This is a genomic window from Streptomyces sp. 2P-4 (assembly GCF_030167965.1).
Taxonomy (GTDB): Bacteria; Actinomycetota; Actinomycetes; order Streptomycetales; family Streptomycetaceae; genus Streptomyces; species Streptomyces globosus_A.
Map to the genome: position 1 here is coordinate 3,681,969 of NZ_CP095011.1, position 18,078 is coordinate 3,700,046.

At 71.5% G+C, this 18,078-nt stretch carries 13 protein-coding genes; 3 read left to right on the forward strand and 10 right to left on the reverse strand.

Going from position 1 to position 18,078, the window contains the following annotated elements:
* The first annotated feature begins 3 nt into the window (after positions 1–3).
* Positions 4–621, forward strand: coding sequence for a GNAT family N-acetyltransferase (locus MUK52_RS16160; RefSeq protein ID WP_114058342.1), 618 nt, complete (start codon positions 4–6; stop codon positions 619–621).
* Positions 622–714: 93 nt separating this feature from the next.
* Here the strand turns inward: MUK52_RS16160 and trxA are convergent, their stop codons facing one another.
* From trxA to MUK52_RS16195, 7 genes are all read right to left on the reverse strand, one after another.
* Positions 715–1,056, reverse strand: a complete 342-nt coding sequence (trxA, locus tag MUK52_RS16165) for a thioredoxin (protein ID WP_114058341.1) — start codon at positions 1,054–1,056, stop codon at positions 715–717.
* Between the two features lie 50 nt (positions 1,057–1,106).
* Complete coding sequence (gene trxB, locus MUK52_RS16170; RefSeq protein WP_114058340.1) at positions 1,107–2,066, reverse strand: thioredoxin-disulfide reductase; 960 nt, start codon at positions 2,064–2,066, stop codon at positions 1,107–1,109.
* A 124-nt stretch (positions 2,067–2,190) separates the two neighbouring features.
* Positions 2,191–3,156 (reverse strand): anti-sigma factor family protein, encoded by a 966-nt coding sequence (locus MUK52_RS16175; RefSeq protein ID WP_284577344.1) that lies wholly within the window; start codon positions 3,154–3,156, stop codon positions 2,191–2,193.
* Entirely contained in the window at positions 3,153–3,854 is a 702-nt protein-coding gene (sigM, locus tag MUK52_RS16180; protein WP_162793322.1) for an RNA polymerase sigma factor SigM, read from the reverse strand. The genes MUK52_RS16175 and sigM overlap by 4 nt, the downstream gene beginning before the upstream one ends.
* 160 nt (positions 3,855–4,014) lie before the next feature.
* Entirely contained in the window at positions 4,015–5,736 is a 1,722-nt protein-coding gene (locus MUK52_RS16185) for a protein kinase family protein (protein WP_284577348.1), read from the reverse strand.
* 117 nt (positions 5,737–5,853) lie between these two features.
* Positions 5,854–8,016, reverse strand: a complete 2,163-nt coding sequence (gene murJ / locus MUK52_RS16190) for a murein biosynthesis integral membrane protein MurJ (RefSeq protein ID WP_114058336.1) — start codon at positions 8,014–8,016, stop codon at positions 5,854–5,856.
* A gap of 46 nt (positions 8,017–8,062) precedes the next feature.
* Positions 8,063–10,402, reverse strand: a complete 2,340-nt coding sequence (locus MUK52_RS16195) for a DUF6049 family protein (RefSeq protein ID WP_284577351.1) — start codon at positions 10,400–10,402, stop codon at positions 8,063–8,065.
* A 184-nt stretch (positions 10,403–10,586) separates the two neighbouring features.
* On the opposite strand from MUK52_RS16195, the gene MUK52_RS16200 reads away from it, so the two are divergent.
* Positions 10,587–12,029, forward strand: a complete 1,443-nt coding sequence (locus MUK52_RS16200) for a CCA tRNA nucleotidyltransferase (RefSeq protein ID WP_114058335.1) — start codon at positions 10,587–10,589, stop codon at positions 12,027–12,029.
* Positions 12,030–12,093: 64 nt separating this feature from the next.
* Here the strand turns inward: MUK52_RS16200 and MUK52_RS16205 are convergent, their stop codons facing one another.
* The 3 genes from MUK52_RS16205 to MUK52_RS16215 all read right to left on the reverse strand — a co-directional run bounded on the left by MUK52_RS16205 (position 12,094) and on the right by MUK52_RS16215 (position 15,222).
* Positions 12,094–13,374, reverse strand: a complete 1,281-nt coding sequence (locus MUK52_RS16205; RefSeq protein WP_114058334.1) for an MFS transporter — start codon at positions 13,372–13,374, stop codon at positions 12,094–12,096.
* Between the two features lie 113 nt (positions 13,375–13,487).
* Entirely contained in the window at positions 13,488–14,570 is a 1,083-nt protein-coding gene (locus tag MUK52_RS16210) for an inositol-3-phosphate synthase (RefSeq protein WP_114058333.1), read from the reverse strand.
* A 49-nt stretch (positions 14,571–14,619) separates the two neighbouring features.
* The gene (locus tag MUK52_RS16215; RefSeq protein WP_114058332.1) at positions 14,620–15,222 is read right to left on the reverse strand and encodes a PadR family transcriptional regulator; all 603 of its coding nucleotides are present in this window, start codon (positions 15,220–15,222) and stop codon (positions 14,620–14,622) included.
* Between the two features lie 272 nt (positions 15,223–15,494).
* Here MUK52_RS16215 and MUK52_RS16220 point away from each other — a divergent pair, with 272 nt between their 5' ends.
* A complete protein-coding gene (locus MUK52_RS16220) occupies positions 15,495–18,035 on the forward strand; it encodes a transglycosylase domain-containing protein (RefSeq protein ID WP_472912551.1) in 2,541 nt (846 codons plus the stop codon).
* Positions 18,036–18,078: the final 43 nt, after the last annotated feature.

Consider the following 18,078-nt stretch of genomic DNA (forward strand, 5'->3'; position numbering starts at 1 on the left):
CTCATGGGGCGTCGGTTGGTACCACTCACACTGGACAACCTGCAGGACCTGCCTCGGCGTTGCCGGTCCTGTGTGTTCTGGGAGCTGGACCCGGTCAGCGGCGAGGCCGCCGTGAAGGCAGGGACGTCCGAACTCGAAAAGGAGGGGTGGATCTCCGCCGTCCTCCTGGAGTGGGGTTCGTGCGGCCGCGTCGTCTACGTGGACGAGGTCCCCGTCGGCTTCGTGATGTACGCGCCGCCTGCCTACGTCCCCCGTTCGACGGCCTTCCCGACGAGCCCGGTCTCACCCGACGCGGTGCAGCTGATCACCGCTTGGATCAGCCCCGGGTACCAGGGGCAGGGCCTGGGGCGGGTGATGGTGCAGACCGTGGCCAAGGACCTCCTGCGGCGCGGGTTCCGCGCCATCGAGGCGTTCGGCGACGCCCGCTGGGAAGGACCCGCCTGCCTGCTCCCCGCCGATCACCTGCTGGCCGTGGGCTTCAAGACTGTTCGGCCGCACGCCATGCACCCGCGGCTGCGGTTGGAGCTGCGCTCCACGCTCTCCTGGAAGGAGGACGTGGAGTTGGCACTGGACCGGCTCCTCGGAGGCGCCCGCAAGGAGCCGGCACTGCGCCCCCTGTGAGCCCTTCGGCTCGGGGCGGGACCGGACGTGCGAAACGGGGCCGCCCCTGGGGGCGGCCCCGTTTCACGTGAAACGCGGCGGAGGCGGCTGCCGTCAGGCGGCCGGGCCCCCGACGAAGTCGCTCAGGTCGCGCAGGATGGCCGCCTTGGGCTTGGCACCGACGATGGTCTTGACGACCTCACCGCCCTGGTAGACGTTCAGGGTCGGGATGGACATGACGCCGTACTTGGCGGCCGTGCCGGGGTTCTGGTCGATGTTGAGCTTGACGATCTCGATCTGGTCGCCGTACTCGGCGGCGATGGCCTCCAGGGACGGCGCGATCTGGCGGCACGGGCCGCACCACTCGGCCCAGAAGTCCACCAGGACGGGCTTGGTGCTCTTGAGGACCTCGGTCTCGAAGTCGGCGTCGGTCACGTTCTTGAGGGTGCCGGCCACAGCGGCCTCCTATTTCTTCCTGCGGGGTGTTGAGTGGGGGGAGTCTGGGGTCAGACCGTCGCGTGGGCCTTCTCGGCATGCGAGAGGGCGGCGAGGAAGCGCTCGGCGTCGAGGGCGGCCGAGCAGCCGGTGCCCGCGGCGGTGATGGCCTGACGGTACGTGTGGTCGACGACGTCGCCCGCGCCGAACACGCCGGTGACGTTGGTGCGCGTCGAGGGGGCCTCCACCTTGAGGTAGCCCTCGTCGTCGAGCTCCAGCTGGTCCTTGAAGAGCTCGGTCCTCGGGTCGTGGCCGACGGCGATGAACAGGCCGGTCACGGGCAGCTCGGAAGTCTCACCGGTCTTGGTGTTGCGCAGCGTCAGACCGGACAGCTTCTGCTCGCCGTGGATCACGGCGACCTCGCTGTCCCAGGCGAACCGGATCTTCGGGTCGGCGAAGGCGCGGTCCTGCATGGCCTTCGACGCACGCAGCGCGTCGCGGCGGTGGACGACGGTGACGGACTTGGCGAACCGGGAGAGGAACGTGGCCTCTTCGATCGCGGTGTCGCCGCCGCCGACGACGGCGATGTCCTGGTCCTTGAAGAAGAAGCCGTCGCAGGTGGCGCACCAGGAGACGCCGCGGCCGGAGAGGGCGTCCTCGTTGGGCAGGCCCAGCTTGCGGTGCTGCGAACCGGTGGCCACGATGACGGCCTTGGCGCGGTGGACGGTGCCGGCCGTGTCGGTGACGGTCTTGATCTCACCGGCCAGGTCGACGGACACGATGTCGTCCGCGACGAGCTCGGCGCCGAAGCGCTCGGCCTGGCCGCGCATGTTGTCCATCAGGTCCGGGCCCATGATGCCGTCGCGGAAGCCCGGGAAGTTCTCCACCTCGGTCGTGTTCATCAGCGCACCGCCGGCGGTGACGGCGCCCTCGAAGACGAGCGGCTTGAGCGAAGCGCGTGCGGTGTAGAGGGCGGCCGTGTATCCGGCCGGCCCGGAACCGATGATGATCACGTTTCGGACGTCGCTCACGGGTCTCTTCCTCGTCTCTGTGGACTGCGCGCTGCTGGCCGGGGGCCGGTGTGGAGCCTCACCCCACCCAACGGATCCTAAGGCGCGTCCATTCCCTGGCCCTCCCCGTCCGGGTGCCAAGCTGTCAGCTCCGCGGGTAGGTCCTGGTCAGCAGGGGCTCTCCGGCACCGCCCGAAGGGGTGGCGGTACACCCGGTGCCCACGACGTACGCATCGACGCGGCCGGCGTCTCCGGGGTGCGGGAGGACGAGGAGGAAGACCTCCCTGCCCTGGTAGCTGCCGCGTTCGGCGGCGAGCGGGGCCTCGGTGCGGCGAGTGGCGCCGAGCACGCAGGCGGGCACGTCGGCCGCGTCCGTGCCGACTGCCCGGTCGCCGGGGGCGAGGCCCTGGCTCTGCGGGGCGTTCTCCGCTCCGAAGGTGCTGTTCCCCTCGGGAGGGGTCGCCTTCTTCGCGCCGTCGGCCGGGCCGAGGAGCCGCCGGACGCTGTCCTGGAGGCCCTGGGCGGTGTAGGTGCCCCCGGCCGGCGCCTGGGCTGTCGTACGGGGGTCGGAGGTGCGGGCGGCGGTGTCTGGCGAACCCGATCCGAACAGGCCCCCGGCCAAGAGGATGCCGACGGCGCATGCCGCGGCGCCCGCCAGTGCGGCGACGACCGCGATCCGGCGCCGGGCGCGGCGCCGGCCGGGGCCGGTTGCTCCGTCCGGGTGGCCCGAGGGCCGCCGACCACCCGGACGGGCCGCCGCGGCGCCGGAGGCGCCGGAGGCGCCCGGCTGCGCTGCTGCGTCCGCTTCCGCGCCGTCCGCTTCCGCGCCGACGGCGGCGCCGGCCCTCGGCGTGGTGGAGTCCAGCAGGGCCTCGGCCGCGAGGGCCGCGTCGATGCGTCCGGCGATGTCCGCGGGCATGCGCGGCGGCCCCGGCAGCGTGCCGAGCAGCGAGCGGATCTCCTCCAGGGACGCGAGTACGTCGGCGCACAGGGGGCACTCGGCCAGGTGGCGGCGCACCTGCGCGCTCCGGGCCGGGGAGAGCAGCCCCTCGGCCAGGTCGGAGATCTCCGAGACGTCCGGGTGCCGGATCGTGTCGGCTGCGGGAGTCACGTTCGTCCACCTCCGCCCTTCACCGTGTCTGCGCCCGGGGCTGGATGACCGGGATCTGCCGCTGGTGGGACGGGTGTCCCCGGCGTCCGGTTCCTTCCCCGCTCCGCAGCGGTGTTATCCCCGGCATTCGAGCGCAGATGAGTGAGCATCGGGACGAGCTTGGCCCGGCCGCGCGCGCACCGGCTCTTCACCGTGCCGGAGGGGACGCCCAGCACGTCGGAGGCCTCCGCCACGGAGTACCCCTGCATGTCGACGAGGACCAGGGCCGCGCGCTGGTCGGCCGGCAGGGTCCCCAGGGCGGCGAGGAGCTGGCGGTGCAGCTCCTGCCGTTCGGCCGGGGCCTCTGCGGACTCGTGGGGCTCCAGGAGGCGCTCCAGGCGCTCGGTGTCGTCGAGCGGGGCGGTCTTGCGGACGGCGGCCTTGCGGGCGCGGTCGAGGCAGGCGTTCACGGTGATCCGGTGCAGCCAGGTGGTGACGGCGGACTCCCCCCGGAAGGTGTGGGCGGCCCGGTAGGCGGAGACGAGCGCGTCCTGCACGGCGTCGGCGGCCTCCTCGCGGTCCCCGAGGGTGCGCAGGGCCACGGCCCAGAGCCGGTCGCGGTGGCGGCGCACGATCTCCGCGAAGGCGTCGGGGTCGCCGGCGGCATGCGACGCGAGCAGCTCCCGGTCGCTGCGGCCGTCCCCCGTTGCTGCGTGCATCACACCTCGCTTCTCCCGGCATGGAGACTAGGCCCTGTACGGCCCGAACACGAGGGGGCGGCCCCCCGCGTCCCGACCCGCAGACGGCGAGGGCCGCGGTGCCCTGGGACGCCCGTCCCGTGCACCGCGGCCCCAGTTCCGTGCGACCCGGCCGCGGCCGTCAGTCGACCAGGCCCATGACCTTGATCTCGTTGATGCCGCCCCGGAAGTCGCCGCCGCTCTCAGGGGGCAGTTCCGTGATGTGCACCAGCAGGTAGCGGGTCTTCACCGGAGCTTCGGGCTTGGCTTCCAGGGTCCTTCCCGTCTTTTGCAGCTTCGTGAGCTCCTGGGGGAAGTCGGAGATCGAATTCGGCGAGGAGGCGTCGGCCGCGGCAGCGCGCACCTGGGCCTTGTGGCCCGCGGCGTACATCTCCGCTCGAAGGCTGGTCACCTCCTGCACGCTGCCGAGATCGACGATGACGCCGCTTCCGTCCTCGTAGTCGGCAAGGTTGCCGAAGTTCGCCTGAGACTTGAAGTGGAGGGTGATCCATCCGGTGGAGCCGTCGCCGTCCACGGCCCTTGGCGCGTCTTCCTTCCTGATCGGCTCCCTGCCGAAGATGGTCGCGGCGCTCACCTTCAGCTGCTTGGGCTCCCGCACCTTCGGAGGCTCGCCGGTGGGGGCGGTTTGCTGTGAGCCGCCGTTGCCGCTGTCGCCCTTGCCGTGGTCGAGGAGCGTGTCGGCCAGCTGCCAGCTGCCCAGGCCCAGCGCCGTGATGAGCAGCGCGGACACGGCCCACTTCAGGACGCGGCCCGCGCGGCTCTGCAGCGGGGGCGGCGGGGCCACGATGACCTGGGCGGCCGGTGTCCCGGGGTGCGTCGGCGGACGGCCGTAGCTGCCCTGCTGGTAGGTGGTGTGCTGGTACTCGGGCGGCGCCGTGAATGCGGGCTCCGGCGGTCTGATCCGCGGCATGGCGGCGACTGCCTTGGCCAGCTCCTCCGGCGTGGTGCAGGGGGGCTCCTGCCGCGAGGCCGTGGCCCCGTCGTTGGCGAGGGCGCGCATGGCGAGCTGGCCCAGGCCGCGGTGGACGCCGGCGCGCACCTGGTCCGGGGGGATCAGGCCGACGTCCTTGGGAAGGCCGGTGAGCCCGTAGGCGTCGTTCTCGTAGGGCCAGCGCTGGGTGAGGGAGGCGTACAACAGCGCACCGATCGCTTCCGTGTCGGTGCGCTGGGGGGTGTCGCTGGTGATGCCGCGCAGGGCCGCGTTCACCGCGAGGCCGCGGATGCGGTACTGCCCGGTGGAGGTCCGCAGTATCGCGCCGGGTGTGAGCCGGAGGTGGGAGAGGCCCTCGCGGTGTGCGGCGGCCATGGCCTGGGAGACCTGGCTGACGAGCTGGTAGGCCTCGTGGGGCTCCAGGGGGCCGGTGGCGAGGAGGGAGGTCAGCTCGGTGGCGTCGGGCAGCCACTCGTGGACGACGTAGACGAGGTCGTTCTCCTCCACCGCGTCGAGGACCTGGACGAACCGGGGGTCGCCGAGCAGGGCGGAGGAGCGGGCCGCGGCCAGGACGGAGCGGGCGCGGGGGTGGTCGGCGGGCAGCAGGTGGACGCCCACGGCACGGCGCAGCTTCTCGTCCACCGCGCGCCAGCTGCTGAATCCGTCCAGACGGGTGACGCACTCCTCCAGGCGGTAGCGCCTGGCGAGCTTGTGGCCGCTGTGGAGTTCGGGGGCTGCGGCCGGTACCGCGGTCCTGTGTTCGCCGTCCTTTTCCTCGGGGACGGGTTTGTCCGCGGCTCGTCCGTTCTGGGTCTCCGCCCCGTCGGCCGTGGCCTTTGCCGCACCAGCGGCCGGCGGCTGGTCGCCGCCGTTGTCGGCCACGTCGACGGCAGCCGTGCTACGTTCCGCCACCGTCGTTCCTGCCTCCCCATCCGTTACACGCTGTCGGCCAGTCTGCGAAGCCATGCCAATTGTGCCCACAGTCCGGCGCTATGCACGACACGCGAAGGAGTGCGACGGTTGTGCGCATCAGCGCCCCATGCGTCCGCGAACCATCCCGACCATGGCGTTGAGCTCCTCGATGCGCATCCGCTTGGCGGCCAGGAGGAAGACGGCGGCCAGCGCGATGAGACCCGCGGTCAGCGACGCGAGGGAGCCGGCGACTCCGCTGCCCAGCCACTGCGTGACCGCGTACGCGGCGCCTCCGGCGACGGCGGCGGCCGGGATGCAGGCGCCGGTGAGGCGGGCGTAGGTGCGCCGCACGTGGGCGCCGTCGAGGTCGCCGCCGAGCCGCTTGCGCAGCCGCTTCCATGCGACGCCGACGCCGACGGCGTAGCCGAGTCCGTAGGCGGCGGCCATGCCGACGACGGCCCAGCGGGCGGGGAGCACGAAGAACGCGGCGGTGGAGACGGCCGCGTTGACGGCGGCCACGATGACCGTGTTGTAGAAGGGCGTGCGCGTGTCCTCGTAGGCGTAGAAGCCGCGCAGCACCACGTACTGGACCGAGTAGGGGATGAGGCCGAGGCCGAACGCCATCAGCACGTAGCCGATGTTGCGGGCGCCGTCGCCGGAACCCGCGTACAGCAGCGTGGCCATCGGGACGCCGAGGGCGAGGAAGGCGAAGGCGCAGGGCACGATCGCGACGGCCGAGGTGCGCAGGCCGTAGGAGATGTCGTCGCGGACGGCGGCCGCGTCGCCGTCGTGGGCGGAGCGGGAGATGCGGGGCAGGACGGCCGTCATGACGGAGACGGTGATGATGGCCTGCGGCATCTGCCACAGCAGCAGCGCGTAGTTGTAGGCGGTGATGCCGGTGCCGGGGTGGCCCTGCTTCTCGGCGACCGAGCCGGCCCAGGTGGCCAGCTGGGTCACGACGACGAGGCCGACCTGGTTGGCGAGGACGAAGAAGAACGTCCACTTGGCGAGGCGGGCGGCCTTGCCGAGGCCGTGGCCCTTCCAGTCGAATCGCAGGCGCGGGGCGAACCCGGCGTCGCGCAGGTACGGCAGCATCGCCAGCGCCTGCACGGTGAGGCCGAGGAGGGTGCCGAGGCCGAGCAGGCGCACGCCCTCCGGGGTGACGGTGGCGGCGCTGACACCGGAGGTGGTGAAGCCGCCGAAGGCCCAGATGAACGCCCCGAACGTGGCGATGACGACGATGTTGTTGAGGACCGGCGTCCACATCATCGCGCCGAACCTGCCCCGCGCGTTGAGGATCTGACCGAGCACCACGTGCACGCCCATGAAGAACATGGTGGGCAGGCAGTAGCGGGCGAACGCGACCGCCACGTCCATCTGGTCCGGGTCGGAGGCGATCTTCGGCGACATCATCGTGATGAACACCGGTGCGGCGAGCACGCAGATGGTGGTGATGGCGGCCAGCAGGACGACGACCAGGGTCAGCAGCCGGTTGGCGTAAGCCTGGCCCCCGTCGCTGTCGTTCTTCATGGCCCGGACGAGCTGGGGGATGAAGACGGCGTTGAGCGCGCCTCCGCCGACCAGCACGTAGATCATCGTCGGCAGCGTGTTGGCGATCTGGTACGTGTCGTTGAACGTGCCGACGCCGATCGCCGCGGCGATGACGAGGGTCCGCAGGAAGCCGGTGATGCGGGAGACGATCGTTCCGGCGGCCATCAGGGCGCTGGACTTCAGCAGCCCGGAGGCCCGGCCGGCCGGCTTGCTCGGTGCCGGGGCCGCGACGGGGGCGTCCTCGACGGCTGTGCCGGGGGTGGCCTGCTGGTCCCGGTACAGGTGCGCGAAGGCGTCGGTCTGCGGCTCGTCCTCCCCGGCAGTGGTGACCAGCGCGTCGACGCCGACGAACTCGGTGGTGCCCGGGCGGTCGCCGTACCGGAGGTGGCGGGAGGGGCCGTCCGGCTCGGGCGGCGGCGTCTGCGCCCACACGCGCGGGTCGGGGGCGGGTGCGGCCGTCTGCGGCGCCGCGTACAGCGGCCCCGGCTCCTGGTAGGTGCCGGGCGGCGGCGGGGGGTGGGAGGCCCGGTCGTAGAGGACCTCGGCCACGGGGTCCTGGGCCGACAGGTCGTGCGACCGGTAGGGGTCGCGGTCGTAGGCGTCCTGGACGTACGGGTCCCGGTCCGGCCCGGGGGCGGGCGCGGGAACCTGACCGCCCGGGTCGGCGCCCGGGTAGGGCGCGGGCGCGCCAGTGCCCTGCGCGCGGTCACCGTCGTACGGCGCGTTCATCGAAACCCCACCTCATCGTCCCCAGGCCGGCCGGCCACGGCATCGCTCAACGGTCCACTGTCTCACCCGCGCCGGACCGGCCGGTGCTTTGCGCTCCGGTGTCCGGGGTGCCGTCACTCGGCTGCATGCCGTCGGCCGGCCGCGCACCCTCGGCCGGCTCCGCGGCATCCCCGGCCGGTTCCCCGCCGTCGCCGGCCGGCTCTGCGGCCTCCTCCGCGGCGGCCCGGGCGGCCACGCGCTTGCGGCTGGCGTACATCTTGACGCCCGCCAGCACGAGGAGGAGCACACCGCCCGCGATGACGAGCATCACGGTCGGGGTGATCTCGGTCGCCTCCACTGTGAACCTGCGCTCCTTGCCGTACGGGACGCCGTTCTCGGTGAAGAGCTGGGCGGTGACCTCGACGGGTCCGCTCGCCGTCGCGTTCGCGGTGAACTTCACCGTCTGGCTGTGCCCGCCCTGGACGGTGACCTGCTGCTCCGCCTCCCCGCTCCTGCCGAACACCAGGCGGGTCGGGTTCGCCGACTTCACCCGCAGGACGAGCCCGTGCACGTCCTGGACGAGGCTGTTCTGGACGCTCACGGGGATCGTCGCGCTGTGGCCGGACAGGGTGGCGTCGGACTTGGGGACGACCTTGACCTTCTCGGTCAGGCCGACCAGGTACTGCTGGACCTGGTTGCGGTAGTGCCCGGCGTCCTGGGGGCGGCCGCGCCACGAGGTGGACATCTCGCGGTTCGTGGTGTTCCCGAACGGGATCTCGACGCGGTCGGGGGCCGTCAGGATGGCCTTGAAGTGGTCGAGCGTGTTCTGGGTGGTGCGGATCTTCTCGAAGGCGGCGACCGGCAGTTCCGTCTTGCGCAGCGCGTCGGGGTACTGGCCGGCGCCCGGCACCTGCGTGTTCACGCCCGCGTCCGGCTTGGCGGCGGCTGCGGCCTCCAGGTCCGCGGGCTGCGTCCAGCGGCCCGGCTGGAGGGCGCGGAGGGCTTCGGCCATGGACTGGGCCTGGCTGGCGGTCGGCATCCGCTGCGGGGTGACGACGAAGCTCCGCTGGCTGTCGGTCTTCTGCAGGTTCAGGGCCAGGCTGTGGGCGAGGAATCGCTGCACGGCCAGGGTGGAGTTCGAGGCGCTCAGCATGTCGCCCTCGAAGGCCGTCGACAGGTCGGCGTCGGCCACGACGGCCGTGGCGCCCGCGCCGATGGGGCGGGCCGCCGACGGGGTGTACCCGAGGGCGCCGGTCTCCTGCAGGCTGTCGCTGCGCGCCAGCACGTGGTGGGCGCCGGCCGAGGTGGCCACGTTCACGATCGACGGGTCGATCGCGCCCTCGACGGGCCAGGAGAAGTCGGTGGACGGGGTGACGTGCAGGACGGTCTCCACCGCCTGCTTCGCCTTGTCCGTGGCCGGCCGGAGCTGTCCGAGCGTGCCTGAGACGTCCTTGCCCTGGTGGGCGAGGGAGGCGATGTCGGGGTCGGCGAACGGGAGGGCCACGACCTTCTTGCTCTGGACCGCCGCCTCCAGCGAGGCGAGCCACTGCTCGGCGACGGCCTTGTTCCGGCCTTGGACGACCCGGCCGTCCGGGGTGCGGTGGCGGTAGCCCTTGGTCATCGCGTCGACCGTGTACAGCAGGTCGGGGTCGATGACCCAGGTGACCGGCAGCTCCTTGCCGAGGGAGACCATCCGCTCCAGCCGGCCGCCGGTCCGGAGCTCGTCCGCGAGGGAGTCGTCGAGGAAGACCGGGGTCTGCAGCTCGTCCGAGCCCGTCTCCGCCGTCAGGCGGGTCGTGGAGATCAGCGGCCACAGGTACGTCAGCTGGGAGCGCTTGGCGGCCGGCTCCGGCTGCCAGGGAAGGAAGGTCCGCTTGATGCCGAGGACCTGCTCGTAGGGGCGGCTGTCGGTCTCGCCGGAGAGGGAGACGCCCAGCGGGTAGACGCCCTCCTTCTCCAGCCCCAGCTTGTTCACCGGGATCGTCAGCGTGAACGTCTGGCTGACCTTGGAGGGCAGCGAGGCGACCTTCACCGAGTACGCCTGGTCGACCTCGCCGGGGTCGGTGCCCGCCCGGAAACCGGTCCGGTCCGCGGCCTCGTCGATCGAGGTGCGGTCACTCAGGGCGGACCCGACCCGGAGCCCCACGTGGGCCGCGGTGATCGTCTCGCGGCCGTTGTTGACCACCGTTCCGGAGATCGTCAGCGTGTCGCCCTTGACCGGGGCGGCGGGAGCCACTGTGGTGAGCTGCACATCCACGGAGCCCGTCGCGGCCGCGTCCGCCGGGGCGGGTGGCTGGACGAGGGCGCCGAGCAGCGGCGTCCCGCAGAGCAGGACGACGGCGCGCCGCAGCCAGCGGCGCCGGGCAGGAGCGGGGGAAGCCCCCTGGATGTCTGCCGGCTCGGCCACGCGCTAACCCGTCCCTCGCAGTGTCAGTGGTCGTCGTTCGTGCGTCCAGGAATGGTAACGAGACCCGCCGGGCGCGAGTGCCGCGCCTTGCTCCACATGATCGGCCCGGCACCGGGGCCGCCGGAGGGCGGGGTGCCGGAAACGGGGGAGCCCCCTCCGGGCGGGGCACGTACCCTTTTCTGTTGTGCCGAACGCCAATGAAGACACCCCCAGTGCCCTGAGTCAGGTGCAGAGCCGCGCGGTCAGTGAACTGCTGCGGGTCGCCCCTGCCGCCGACGAGCTCGGCCGCCTGTTCCAGGAGGCGGGATTCAGCCTCGCCCTGGTCGGCGGGTCCGTCCGCGACGCGCTGCTCGGCCGTCTCGGCAACGACCTCGACTTCACCACCGACGCCCGCCCCGAGGACGTCCTGAAGATCGTCCGTCCGTGGGCGGACTCGGTCTGGGACGTCGGGATCGCCTTCGGGACCGTCGGCGCCCAGAAGGGCGGCTTCCAGATCGAGGTCACGACGTACCGCTCGGAGTCCTACGACCGCACCTCCCGCAAGCCCGAGGTCTCCTACGGCCACTCCATCGAGGAGGACCTCGTCCGGCGCGACTTCACCGTGAACGCCATGGCCGTGGCGCTCCCGCAGAAGGAGTTCGTGGACCCGCACGGCGGCCTGGAAGACCTGCGGACGGGCGTCCTGCGCACGCCCGGCACCCCTGAGGACTCCTTCTCCGACGACCCGCTGCGGATGCTGCGCGCGGCGCGGTTCGCCGCCCAGCTCGACTTCGAGGTCGCGCAGGACGTCGTGGCCGCGATGAAGGCGATGTCCGAGCGGATCGAGATCGTCTCGGCGGAGCGGGTGCAGGCCGAGCTGAACAAGCTCATGCTCTCCGCCCACCCGCGCAAGGGCCTCGGGCTGCTCGTGGACACCGGGCTGGCCGACCGGGTGCTGCCCGAGCTGCCGGCGCTGCGGCTGGAGAGTGACGAGCACCACCGGCACAAGGATGTCTACGAGCACTCGCTGATCGTGCTGGAGCAGGCGATGGCGCTGGAGGAGGACGGCCCGGACCTGGTCCTGCGGCTCGCCGCGCTCCTCCACGACATCGGCAAGCCCCGTACCCGGCGCTTCGAGAGCGACGGCCGGGTCTCCTTCCACCACCACGAGGTGGTGGGCGCCAAGATGGCCAAGAAGCGCATGACCGCGCTGAAGTACTCCAACGAGATGGTCAAGGACGTCTGCCGGCTGATCGAGCTGCACCTGCGGTTCCACGGCTACGGCGACGGCGAGTGGACCGACTCGGCGGTGCGGCGCTACGTCCGCGACGCCGGCCCGCTGCTGGACCGCCTGCACAAGCTGACCCGGTCCGACTGCACGACGCGCAACAAGCGCAAGGCCAACGCGCTCTCCCGGACGTACGACAGCCTGGAGGAGCGCATTGCGCAGCTCCAGGAGCAGGAGGAGCTGGACGCGATCCGGCCCGACCTGGACGGCAACGAGATCATGCAGGAGCTGGGCGTCGGTCCCGGCCCCGTGGTCGGCAGGGCCTATGCGTTCCTGCTGGAGCTGCGGCTGGAGAACGGGCCCATGGAGCGCGAGGCGGCGGTCTCGGCCCTCCGCGAGTGGTGGGCTGCTCAGGCCTGATGCGGGAGGGGCCCGCGCTGTGTTTCACGTGAAACGTTGCCGCGGGCCCGGCCCGCCTGCCGGGTCAGGGGCGTGTTTCACGTGAAACACCGGGCCGCCGCCCCAGGTAGAGCGCGGTCAGGGCGTAGAGGACCGCGACGCCCACGAGGAGTACTGCCGAGCGGCCGTCCGCGGGGAGCACCAGCGAGCTGACGGCCGCGGCGGCGACGAAGGCGATGTTGAACAGCACGTCGTAGACGGAGAAGACGCGCCCCCGGAAGTCGTCGTCCACACGGGACTGCACCACGGTGTCGGTGGCGATCTTCGCTCCCTGGGTGGCGAGGCCGAGGACGAAGGCGGCGGCCAGCATGGGCTCCGGCAGGAACGACAGGCCGAGGGCGGGCACCAGGACCGCTGCGGCTGCGGAGCACACGGTGATCCAGCCGCGGGTGCCCAGGCGGCCGGCCGCCCACGGTGTGACCACGGCCGCGGCGAAGAAGCCCGCCCCCGAGACGCCCACCGCGAGCCCCAGCAGGGCGAGGCCGTCGGACTCGGTGTCCGACCAGGCGTAGCGGCAGAGCATCAGCAGCGTCACCGTCAGGGCTCCGTAGCAGAACCGCATCATGGTCATGGCGGCCAGTGCCTGGGCGGCCTCGCGGCGCTCGGCGAGGTGCCGCAGCCCCGCGGCCATCCCCCGGACGGTGAGCGCGACGCCCTGGACCACCGACGGGTGGACGGTGCCGGGCGGATGGTCCGGTCCCAGCAGGCCGACGGCCAGGCGCAGCGACATCAGCGCCGCTCCGAGGTAGAGGGCGGCGCCGAGCAGGACCACGAGGGCGTCGGAGTCGGCGGCGACGAACCGCAGCAGGAAGGCGAGGCCTCCGCCTGCGGTCGCCGCAAGGGTCCCGGCCGTCGGGGACAGCGCGTTGGCGGTGACCAGCTGGGCGGGCGCGACGACGCGGGGCAGGGAGGCGGCGAGCCCCGCCAGGACGAAGCGGTTGACGGCGGTCACGGACAGGGCCGAGGCGTAGAAGAGCCACTCGGGGACGGAGGTGGCGACCAGCACTGCGGTGATGCAGGCGAGGAGGGCCCGCAGCAGGTTGCCGTAGAGGAAGACCTGGCGGCGTCGCCAGCGGTCCAGGAGCACTCCGGCGAAGGGCCCGATGACGGAGTACGGCAGCAGCAGGACCGCCATGGCCGAGGCGACGGCGGCCGGCGAGGTCTGCTTCTCGGGGGAGAAGACCACGTGGGTGGCCAGGGCCACCTGGTAGACACCGTCGGCGGCCTGCGAGAACAGCCGTACGGCGAGCAGGTTGCGGAAGTCCCTCAGGCGCAGGAGTACGCGCAGATCACGTACGACGGGCATGAGGGCAAGGTTCACACACGAGGAGGGTCCCCGGGCAGATTGCCCGGGGACCCCGGCGGAACGGCGGGTGGAGACCGGGGGACGGCGGCCCCGGCGCTCCGGACCGGTCCTGTTTAGCGCTCGACCTCGCCGCGGATGAACTTCTCGACGTTCTCCAGCGCCTCGTCGTCGAAGTACTGGACCGGCGGGGACTTCATGAAGTAGCTGGACGCCGACAGGATCGGGCCGCCGACGCCCCGGTCCTTGGCGATCTTCGCGGCGCGCAGGGCGTCGATGATGACACCGGCGGAGTTCGGGGAGTCCCACACCTCGAGCTTGTACTCGAGGTTCAGCGGGACGTCGCCGAAGGCGCGGCCCTCGAGGCGGACGTAGGCCCACTTGCGGTCGTCGAGCCACGCGACGTAGTCGGACGGGCCGATGTGGACGTTCTTGTCGCCGAGGTCGCGGTCGGGGATCTGCGAGGTGACGGCCTGCGTCTTCGAGATCTTCTTCGACTCGAGGCGCTCGCGCTCCAGCATGTTCTTGAAGTCCATGTTGCCGCCCACGTTGAGCTGCATGGTGCGCTCCAGGCGGACGCCGCGGTCCTCGAACAGCTTCGCCATCACGCGGTGCGTGATGGTGGCGCCGACCTGCGACTTGATGTCGTCGCCGACGATCGGGACACCGGCCTCGGTGAACTTGTCGGCCCACTCCTTGGTGCCGGCGATGAAGACCGGGAGGGCGTTGACGAAGGCGACCTTGGCGTCGATGGCGCACTGGGCGTAAAACTTCGCCGCGTCCTCGGAACCGACGGGCAGGTAGCAGACCAGGACGTCGACCTGGCGGTCCTTGAGGACCTGGACCACGTCGACCGGGGCCTCGGGGGACTCCTCGATCGTCGCGCGGTAGTACTTGCCCAGGCCGTCCAGGGTGTGGCCGCGCTGGACGGTCACGCCCGTGGTGGGGACGTCGCAGATCTTGATGGTGTTGTTCTCGCTGGCCCCGATGGCGTCCGCGAGGTCGAGGCCGACCTTCTTCGCGTCGACGTCGAACGCGGCGACGAACTCGACGTCGCCCACGTGGTAGTCGCCGAACTGGACGTGCATCAGACCGGGGACCTTGGCCGCCGGGTCGGCGTCCTTGTAGTACTCGACGCCCTGCACCAGCGAGGCGGCGCAGTTGCCCACGCCGACGATGGCTACGCGAACCGAACCCATTCCGGTTGCTCCCTGTTTGTTCTCGGACGAGGCCTGCGCGGTGCAGGCCTCACTTTGCAGTTTCGTCGGGCGGGCCGGGTCGTCTCCGATCCCGTCCCGCCCGCTCACTCTCGATGAGCTCGTTCAGCCAGCGCACTTCGCGCTCCACGGACTCCATGCCGTGCCGTTGCAGTTCGAGCGTGTAGTCGTCGAGGCGCTCCCGGGTGCGGGCCAGTGAGGCGCGCATCTTCTCCAGGCGCTCCTCCAGCCGGCTGCGGCGGCCCTCCAGGACCCGCATGCGCACGTCCCGCTCGGTCTGGCCGAAGAAGGCGAAGCGGGCGGCGAAGGACTCGTCCTCCCACGTGTCGGGGCCGGTGTGGGAGAGGAGCTCCTCGAAGTGCTCCTTCCCGGCGGCCGTCAACCGGTAGACGATCTTGGCGCGGCGCCCTGCGAGTGAAGCGGCGAGAGCGTCCTCCGGGGCGCTGCCCGGTTCCTCGGCGAGCCAGCCGTTGGCGACCAGCGTCTTCAGGCAGGGGTAGAGCGTCCCGTAGCTGAACGCCCGGAACACCCCCAGCGAGGTGTTGAGCCGTTTGCGGAGCTCGTAGCCGTGCATGGGGGCCTCGCGGAGCAGGCCGAGGACGGCGAACTCGAGGATGCCCGAGCGCCTGCTCATCCGCCTGCCTCCCCTGCAACCCTGAGCCTTATGCCGAGCCGATGTATCGGCTCGATACATCCAGACGATAGAACGGGTGCCCTCCGGCGACAAGTAGCGATCTGGTGACCGGCATCACATCACCAATTCGCAGGATGCGAGTTGCCTGATTTGGGGTGAACTTCGGCACTGTTCGGGTTTTGAGCGTGCGTAGTCTTGCGGCGTGACACCGGGGGGATCGGAACTCACAAGCCGCTTCCAGGCCACTCGCCTGCCCGAGGAGTAGTCGTTCGATGAGCGAGCACCGCCGCAAACCGCCGCAGCCCGAGGGCGGCGGACGTGCCGCAGCCCGCAGGGCTGCCCAGCAGCGCCCCGGACGGGGTGCCGGGCCCGCACGCAGCGTCCCCACCGCGTCGCACAGCGGACCGTACGCAGACCCGCGAGGGGAACACGGCAGCCGCGGAGCGCGGCGAGCCCCGCAGGGACCCGCAGGACGGGGCCGCGGAGCAGGCCGCCCGGACAGGAGGCTGATCAACTACCCGCGCTCCGACAGGAACGGCTGGCAGCGCTTCGTGCCGTCCTGGAAACTGGTCGGCGGCACGGCCCTGGGCTTCTTCGCGATCGTCTTCGCGGGCGCCGGCATCGGCATCGCGGCGGTGGACACGCCCAACCCGAACCTGGCGGCCCAGGCGCAGAACAACGTCTTCTACTGGGCCGACGACACCCAGATGGTCGCCACCGGCGGCTCGATGAACCGGCAGATCGTCCCGATCGACAAGATCCCGAAGTCGATGCGGAACGCGGTGATCGCCGCGGAGAACGAGTCCTTCGAGACCGACAAGGGCGTCGACCCGATGGGCATCATGCGGGCCGTCTGGAACATGGCCAAGGGCGGCTCCACCCAGGGCGGGTCCACGATCACCCAGCAGTACGTGAAGAACACCTACCTGGACTCCGACCAGACGCTCAAGCGCAAGGTCACCGAGCTGTTCATCTCGATAAGGCTGGGTGTGTCCGAGGAGAAGAACACGATCCTCGCCGGCTACCTGAACACCGCCTACTACGGCCGCGACGCCTACGGCATCCAGGCCGCCGCGCGCGCCTACTTCGGCAAGGACTGCTGGGACCTCGACCCGTCCGAGAGCGCCTTCCTCGCCGCCGTGCTCAAGGGCCCCAACCTGTACAACCCGGACGGCGGCATCGGCGACAACGCCACGCCCGAGGAGAACACCAAGCGCGCCCACGCCCGCTGGGCCTGGGTGCTCGACCGCGAGGTGGCGGTCGGCCGCATGGACAAGGCGGAGCGGGAGAAGTACCGCGAGTTCCCCAAGCTCGTCGACTCCGAGCAGGCCCGCAGCCTCTCCGGCCAGACCGGCTACCTGGTCGAGACGGCCAAGCAGTACGTGATGAAGGTCGCGAAGCTCACGCCCGAGCAGATGGCCCGCGGCGGCTACCAGATCAAGACCACCTTCCAGAAGCCGAAGGTGGACGCCCTGGCCAAGGCGGTCGAGGACACCCGCAACGACTTCCTGGACGAGAAGGCCCGGCCCGAGCACGACACCTTCGTCCAGTTCGGCGCCGCCTCCGTCGACGTGAAGACCGGCGCGATCGTCGCCCTGTACGGCGGCCCCGGCATGGACAAGAAGTACTTCAGCAACAACGCCAACACCATCGGCGTCCCGGTCGGCTCGACCTGGAAGCCGTACGTCCTGGCGGCGGCGATGGAGTACGGGACGCAGAACTCGAACGGCCGCGGCATCTCGCCGCAGAGCAAGTACCAGGCCAACGACCTCACGGTGATCAACAACCGGGACGGCAAGCCGCTGCGCGACGCGAGCGGCAAGCCGTTCCGCCAGAAGAACGAGAGTGCCTACCCGTACGGCTACGTGACGCTGCACGAGGCGATGGAGAAGTCGATCAACGTGCCGTTCGCCCAGCTCGTCTTCGACGTGGGCCACGGCAAGGTCCGGGACGTGGCCAGGGCCACGGGCATCCTGGACTCGTCCATGGACCCGGGCAACAACGCCTCGTTCGCCCTGGGCACCTCGACGCCCAGCGCCATCCGCATGGCCGACTCGTACGCCACGTTCGCCTCCTCCGGCATCCACCGCGAGCCCTACTCGGTGCGCGGCGTCCAGAAGGACGGCCGGGACCTGCCCGGGTTCGAGCCCCCCAAGGAGGAGCGGGCGATGGACGACTCCATCGCCGACAACATCACCAAGGTGCTCCAGAACGTCGTCGAGAACGGCACCGGCACCAAGGCCCGCAAGCTGGGCCGTCCGGCGGCCGGCAAGACCGGTACGACGGACGAGAACAAGTCGGCGTGGTTCGTCGGGTACACCCCGGAGCTGTCCACCTCGGTGGCCCTCTTCCGCACCGACCCGAACTCGAAGGAGAAGGAGCTGATGTCCATGAAGGGCGTCGGCGGCACCGACTCCATCCACGGTGGCGACATCCCGGCCGTCATCTGGACCGCGTACATGAAGGAGGCCCTCAAGGGCACTCCGGTCAAGCAGTTCCCCGAGCCGGAGGACATCGGCGTGATCGCCGACGGGGCGGGCGCGCCCTCCCCCAGCCCGTCGGCGGTCCCCTCGCCGTCGGCCTCGGCCTCGCCGTCCCCCTCGGCCTCCCCGTCGCCGTCCCCGAGCCGCTCCCGCGGTGGTACGGGCCGCCCCTGCAAGCCGTGGGAGCTGTACTGCATCCCCGACGACAGCGGCGGTGCCGACGGCGGCAGCGACGGCTCGTCCGGCTCGCCGAGCCCGTCCCCCTCGGTGAGGCCGGGACGCCCGGGCGCTGTCACCAGCTGGGGCGGCAGCACGGGCTTCACGGGCTGACCCCGCCGCCCCCTGTGACGCGGAGGGCCGCCGCACCGGTTGC

Coding starts and splice junctions, on each gene's coding strand:
- MUK52_RS16160 (WP_114058342.1), top strand. CDS start 4: ATGGGGCGTCGGTTGGTACCACTCACACTGGACAACCTGCAGGACCTG.
- sigM (WP_162793322.1), bottom strand. CDS start 3,854: ATGCACGCAGCAACGGGGGACGGCCGCAGCGACCGGGAGCTGCTCGCG.
- murJ (WP_114058336.1), bottom strand. CDS start 8,016: ATGAACGCGCCGTACGACGGTGACCGCGCGCAGGGCACTGGCGCGCCC.
- MUK52_RS16205 (WP_114058334.1), bottom strand. CDS start 13,374: ATGCCCGTCGTACGTGATCTGCGCGTACTCCTGCGCCTGAGGGACTTC.
- MUK52_RS16210 (WP_114058333.1), bottom strand. CDS start 14,570: ATGGGTTCGGTTCGCGTAGCCATCGTCGGCGTGGGCAACTGCGCCGCC.
- MUK52_RS16215 (WP_114058332.1), bottom strand. CDS start 15,222: ATGAGCAGGCGCTCGGGCATCCTCGAGTTCGCCGTCCTCGGCCTGCTC.
- MUK52_RS16220 (WP_472912551.1), top strand. CDS start 15,495: ATGAGCGAGCACCGCCGCAAACCGCCGCAGCCCGAGGGCGGCGGACGT.